This window comes from Streptomyces sp. NPDC004561, assembly GCF_053602155.1.
On record NZ_JBSGDB010000528.1, the window covers coordinates 1 to 5,686 of the forward strand.

A 5,686-nucleotide genomic window follows, 5' to 3' on the forward strand; every position below is an offset into this window, starting at 1 on the left:
GGGTGTCGTTCGGATCAGGCCGGCCGTGAGGAGCAGCGCTTGCCGGATGATCCAAACGACACCCCCTAGCGGCCGGACCGCGGGGTGCGGGCGGGTATGGCGATGTCGTACTGGGCGATCTTGCGGTAGATGGTGGCCCGGCTCATGCCGAGGGTCTCGGCCGCCCGGGCGACCGACATGTCGGGGGCGGTGAGGCACCGTACGATCTCGTCCCGTTCGATGGCCTGCATACGGCTGAGCCGCCGGGCCGTACCCGCGAAGATCTTTCCGGGCAGGTGCCTGAGGTCCACCACATCGGTGCGGGACGCGGCGTCACGCACGATGCGCCGCAACTGCCGGGTGTTCTGCGGCCAGTCGTAGTTCGTGAGTGCCTGTGCCGCCGCCGGTGAGAACGTGACAGGGCGCCCGCGGTACTGGTGGGCGAAGTGGTGCGCGAGCGGCATGACGTCCTGCGGGCGCGACCGCAGAGTGGGCCCTTCGACCACACCCCCGACGAGCGTGCGCAGCACCTCCGGGATGCCGGAGTAGTCCTCCGCCGTGAGGACGCACGGGCACAGCCGCCCGGCTCCCGCGGCAACGGGGTTCCGCGGACTTTCGGTGAGGCATCGCGCCAGGTCCTCGGCCGCCCAGGCGGGCAGTGTGTTCACGTCGGCCGCGATGACGCACGTGTCGTCCTTGGCCAGCTCCGGGGTCCACAGCGTCATCCAGGCGCCGATGTCGTCGCCCAGCGGCGGCCGGGCGCACAGGATGCGTTCCCTGGGCCTGATCCGCCGTCGTGCCACGGACGCCAGGAGCGCCTTGCCCGAGCCCGCCTCGCCCACCACGGCGACCAGGTGGCCCTGGGACATGGCGGCGTGGGCCTCGCTGACGGCTTCGGCCCAGCGCGAGGACAGGGGAGGGAGGTCCTCCACGCTCTGCACACAGCCCGCGAGCGCCTGGAACACCTCACCCCGAGGGGCGAGACGCGGCTTCCTTCCGGCCGTGCGCGCCAGCATCAGGGCCGCCGTGTTCCCGGCGGCTGCCTGCGCCAGCGCCAGCAGAAGCGTGGAGGGCGCCTCGGACCAGGTCGTGAGGTTGATGCTGCCCGCCAACTCGTGGGTGACCGGGTCGAGCACCGGGACCGCGGCGCACGTGTACCGGCGCAGGCTGGTGCAGTAGTGCTCCTCGGCACGTACGAGCGAGGGGGCGCGGTCCGCGAGGGCGAGCCCCATTCCGTTGGTGCCGACGGTGCTCTCGGTGAAGAAGAAGCCCGGGGCGAGGCTGACCCGGTCGAGCGAGCGATTGACCGCGGAGTCGCTGCACAGCCGGCACAGCACCAGCCCGTCGCTGCTGGTGAGCATCATGCTGGCCGGCTCGTTCGCGAGGGTGGCCTGCAGCCCCCGCAGCACCTCCAGACCGCACTCGTAGAACAGGCAGTCGGTGTCCACGGCGCCGGTGAACATCGGCTGCATGTGCTCGGGGGTGAGGCCGTACCGGCGGCTGCGCTGCCACGACGCCCGCAGCCGGGGCGGCAGCAGGACTGCGTTCCTGGAATCATCCTCGTCCCCGGCCGGGAACGGGGAGCTGCGGTCCTGGTCCACTGGCGGCCTCCACGACGACCCCGTGCGCTGATTAGCTGCCAGGCTACTGGCGGCCTCCCGGATCGACCCTGCCCGTTTGTCTCAAAGTGAGACAATAAGGGGGCTGCCCGCCTGACGCGAGTCTGCCTAATGTCGCATTCCGAAAACGAGGTCGTCGCCGGGACGGAGGCCGACATGTACAACAAGGACGGCGAGAACTACTTCATTGTGGATGCGCACGTCGCGCTGTGGGACGCGCGTCCTGAGAACCAGCTGAACATCCACGGAAAGCAGTTTATCGACTGCTTCTACGACTATCACCGCAATCTCAGCCCCGAGTCGGAGCTTTGGTCGTACGAGGAGTTCCTCTACTACGGCGGCGAGCGGCTGATGAAGGACCTCTTCGTCGAGGGGCACGTCGACCACGCGATATTCCAGCCCGCATATCTGGGGGCGTTCTACGGAAATGGCTTCGGGCAGACAGAAGAAGCTTTCGCGCTGACTCAGCAGCACCCCGACAAGCTGACCTACAACCACTGCTGGGACCCCCGGTTCGAGCAGAAGGGGCTCGACCGGCTTCGCCGGGACGCCGAACGCTTCCAGCTCAAGGGCGTCAAGCTGTACACGGCCGAGTGGCAGGGCGACTCCCGCGGGTACAAGCTGACCGACCCGTGGAGCTACCGCTACCTGGAGGCGTGCCAGGAACTGGGCATCAAGAACATCCACATCCACAAGGGCCCGACGATCCGGCCGCTGGACCGCGACGCGTTCGACGTCGCCGACGTCGACGCGGCGGCCTCGGACTTCACCGACCTGAACTTCGTCGTCGAGCACTGCGGTCTGCCCCGGCTGGAGGACTTCTGCTGGATCGCCACCCAGGAGCCCAACGTCTACGCCGGTCTCGCCGTGGCGATTCCGTTCATCCACACCCGGCCCCGCTACTGGGCGCAGATCATCGGCGAACTGCTGTACTGGCTGGACGAGGACCGCATCCTCTTCGGCAGCGACTACGCGCTGTGGACGCCCCGGTGGCTGATCGAGCGGTTCGTCGACTTCCAGATCCCCGAGGACATGCAGGGCGAGCTCGGGGCGCTCACCGTGGCGCAGAAGAAGAAGATCCTCGGCCTGAACGCGGCGGCCCTGTACGACATCCCGGTGCCCGCCGAGGCCGCGGGCGAGACCACGACCGCGGGCACCCCCTCGGCCGCGGGCCCGGCCGGAGCCGCCTCCGTCGCCGCGCAGCCCAGCGAGGCGTGACATGCCCGCCGCCACGCTGGAGCAGCGGGCCAGGCAGGCGCTGGACGCCGTACACGATCCCGAACTGGACGAACCCATCACCGATCTCGGCTTCGTCCGCTCCGTCGAAGCTGGCCCGGACCACCGGCTCACGGTGCACCTGCGGCTCCCGACCTCCTTCTGCGCCCCGAACTTCGCCTACCTGATGGCCTCCGACGCCAAGGACGCCCTGTCCGCCCTGCCGGACGCCGGGGCGGTCACCGTCCTGCTCGACGACCACCACGACTCCGACCTGATCAACCGCGGCCTGGCCGCCGACGCCGGCTACCGGGGCACCTTCGGCGCCGAGGCGGAGAAGGACCTCCAGGAACTGCGGCTGATCTTCCGGCGCAAGGCCCACACCGCGGCGATGGAACGGGCCCTGACCACGCTGCTGCGGCAGGACCCCGCGCTGACCGAGGAGGGACTGGCCGACGTGGTGCTCGGCGACCTGCCCGACACGGACGCGACCCGCGCGCTGCTGCGCCGGCGCGAGGCGCTCGGGCTCGGCATGGCACCGACCGACCCCGTCCTCGTCGACGACGACGGACGCCCCTACGCGCCGGGCGAGATCCCGCTGCGGCTGCGCTTCGCCCGGTCCGTCCGGCGGTCGATCGACGGCAACGCGCACTTCTGCCGAGGTCTGCTGCGCACCCGCTACCCGGACTCCGCCCCCGACCAGTCTCCCCGGACCGAAGACACCACCCTCGTCTCGCACTGCAAGGAGCCACAGTGAAAGCTGTCCAGGTCGTCGGCTACGGCCGCGACCCCGAGATGACCGACGTACCGGTTCCCTCGGTGACCGGCCCGTACGACGTGATCGTCAAGATCGGCGGGGCGGGGGTGTGCCGGACCGACCTGCACATCCTCGAGGGGCAGTGGGCGGAGAAGTCCGGAGTGACGCTGCCCTACACGATCGGGCACGAGAACGCCGGCTGGGTGCACGCGGTCGGCAGCGCCGTCACCAACGTGTCCGAGGGCGACAAGGTCATCGTCCACCCCCTGATCACCTGCGGACTGTGCCGGGCCTGCCGGTCCGGGGACGACGTCCACTGCGAGCAGAGCCTCTTCCCCGGCATCGACACCGCCGGCGGCTACGCCGAGTACCTCAAGACGTCCGCCCGCAGCGTCGTCCGCATCGACGAATCCCTGGAGCCGGCCGACGTCGCGGCCCTGGCCGACGCCGGCCTGACCGCGTACCACGCCGTCGCGAAGGCGGCCCGCAAGCTGCGGCCCGGGGACCGTTGCGTGGTCATCGGCGCCGGCGGGCTCGGGCACATCGGAGTGCAGGTGCTGCGGGCGCTGACGGCCGCCGAGATCGTCGTCGTCGACCGCAACACCGAGGCGGTGAAGCTGGCGGACTCGATCGGCGCCGACCACGGCGTCGTCGCCGACGGAGAGCACGTCGAGCGGGTGCTGGAGCTGACCGGCGGTCAGGGGGCCGAGGTCGTGATCGACTTCGTCGGCGAGGGCGGCGCCACCCGGGACGGCGTACGCATGCTGCGGCGCGCGGGCGACTACCACGTGGTCGGATACGGCGAGAACATCGACGTGCCCACCATCGACATCATCTCCAGCGAGATCAACTTCATCGGCAACCTCGTCGGCTCCTACAACGACCTGTGCGAGCTGATGGTGCTCGCCGCCCAGGGCAAGGTGCGGCTGCACACCTCCTCGTACCCCCTCGACCGGTTCCAGGACGCGCTCGACGACCTCGACGCCGGACGAGTCCGCGGCCGGGCCATCCTCGTTCCCTGACCGGCAACGACAGCCAATCGGCGGGGCGTTGCGTCCCCGCCGGTCACCCACGACGCACCAGGAAAGATCATGATCTTCATCACCGCCCGGTTCCGCGTCCTTCCCGAGCACGCCGACAACTGGCCCGACCTCACCCGGGAGTTCACCCAGGCCACGCGCAACGAGCCCGGATGTCTCTGGTTCGACTGGTCGCGCAGCGTCGAGGACCCGCACGAGTACGTGCTGACCGAAGCGTTCCGCGACGAAGACGCCGGCGCCGCGCACGTCGGCTCCAAGCACTTCGCCACGGCGTGCGAGACCCTGCCGTCCTATCTCGCCGAAACCCCCAGGATCGTCAACGTGACGGTCCCGCAGGACGGCTGGTCCGAGCTGGGGGAGATGGCGGTCCCCGCGACCCGCTCCTAGTGCTGTGACCGGGAAGGTTTGCCGGAAAGCTCGCGGCGTCCGGTGCTGGGGGCACCTCCCACGCCCTTCGGGCAGTGGGGGAGCATCGCAAGGCGGAGCATGGCCCGCGTACTGGATGTACTCGGGTGATGCGACAACGCGGCGTGGGGTACCCCCGGCCGAAGGCTGGGGGAGCCGTGCCGGGCGTCGCGAGCCGGCGAACCTTTTCGGTCGCAGCACTGGCGACCGGGGCGAGTGTCCGGCACCCGGCGGGTGGGCTTACTCGGCCGGGTCCTCCTCGGAGCGCCGTACCGCCTCCTTCACCAGCTGCTCCAGCTCGTGGCGGTTCCGGCCGGTCTCCTCGGCGTGAGCGGTGATCGCGGCCTGAGCTGCCTGCGACGCCTCGTGCCAGCGTCGCCGCTGCGCGTCGTACTCCTCGCCGGACAGCCCTGCCAGGCGGGCACGCTCCATCTCGGCGGCGCGCTCCAGCGCGATCAGATCTGCGGGGACATGGGTCACGGGCACGGATCGTAAGCGTCCGTCGCGATGCACACACCATCAGACCTACCGCCCGATCGGGTAGAGCTGCCACCACCCCGACGAAGATCACACGCCCACCGGACCGTCCGGAAGCGGTCCGGACCCGCGCACGCCCGCCTCGTCGGCATCTCCGGAGCCCACGGCACGCGCACTCTCCCGGCGCCGAGGGC

6 protein-coding genes are annotated in these 5,686 nt (G+C 70.2%); 4 read left to right on the plus strand and 2 right to left on the minus strand.

What is annotated here, in order from left to right:
• Nucleotides 1–65: 65 nt before the first annotated feature.
• Nucleotides 66–1,580, minus strand: a complete 1,515-nt coding sequence (locus ACWEN3_RS39800) for a helix-turn-helix domain-containing protein (RefSeq protein ID WP_452981623.1) — start codon at nucleotides 1,578–1,580, stop codon at nucleotides 66–68.
• Between the two features lie 129 nt (nucleotides 1,581–1,709).
• Here ACWEN3_RS39800 and ACWEN3_RS39805 point away from each other — a divergent pair, with 129 nt between their 5' ends.
• The 4 genes from ACWEN3_RS39805 (at nucleotide 1,710) to ACWEN3_RS39820 (ending at nucleotide 4,997) form a co-directional block, all read left to right on the plus strand.
• The gene (locus ACWEN3_RS39805) at nucleotides 1,710–2,816 is read left to right on the plus strand and encodes an amidohydrolase family protein (RefSeq protein ID WP_452981626.1); all 1,107 of its coding nucleotides are present in this window, start codon (nucleotides 1,710–1,712) and stop codon (nucleotides 2,814–2,816) included.
• 1 nt (nucleotide 2,817) lies between these two features.
• Nucleotides 2,818–3,570, plus strand: coding sequence for a metal-sulfur cluster assembly factor (locus ACWEN3_RS39810; protein WP_452981628.1), 753 nt, complete (start codon nucleotides 2,818–2,820; stop codon nucleotides 3,568–3,570).
• On the plus strand, nucleotides 3,567–4,592 hold the full coding sequence (locus tag ACWEN3_RS39815; RefSeq protein WP_452981631.1) for an NAD(P)-dependent alcohol dehydrogenase: 1,026 nt from the start codon (nucleotides 3,567–3,569) through the stop codon (nucleotides 4,590–4,592). Before ACWEN3_RS39810 ends, ACWEN3_RS39815 begins: the two co-directional genes overlap by 4 nt.
• Before the next feature lie 69 nt (nucleotides 4,593–4,661).
• On the plus strand, nucleotides 4,662–4,997 hold the full coding sequence (locus tag ACWEN3_RS39820; RefSeq protein ID WP_452981634.1) for a putative quinol monooxygenase: 336 nt from the start codon (nucleotides 4,662–4,664) through the stop codon (nucleotides 4,995–4,997).
• Nucleotides 4,998–5,255: 258 nt separating this feature from the next.
• Here the strand turns inward: ACWEN3_RS39820 and ACWEN3_RS39825 are convergent, their stop codons facing one another.
• Nucleotides 5,256–5,501, minus strand: a complete 246-nt coding sequence (locus tag ACWEN3_RS39825) for a hypothetical protein (protein WP_452981637.1) — start codon at nucleotides 5,499–5,501, stop codon at nucleotides 5,256–5,258.
• Nucleotides 5,502–5,686 lie beyond the last annotated feature (185 nt).

Bases quoted from the DNA above. Each gene is read 5' to 3' on its own strand.
- ACWEN3_RS39810 (WP_452981628.1), top strand. From the start codon at position 2,818: ATGCCCGCCGCCACGCTGGAGCAGCGGGCCAGGCAGGCGCTGGACGCC.
- ACWEN3_RS39805 (WP_452981626.1), top strand. From the start codon at position 1,710: ATGTCGCATTCCGAAAACGAGGTCGTCGCCGGGACGGAGGCCGACATG.
- ACWEN3_RS39820 (WP_452981634.1), top strand. From the start codon at position 4,662: ATGATCTTCATCACCGCCCGGTTCCGCGTCCTTCCCGAGCACGCCGAC.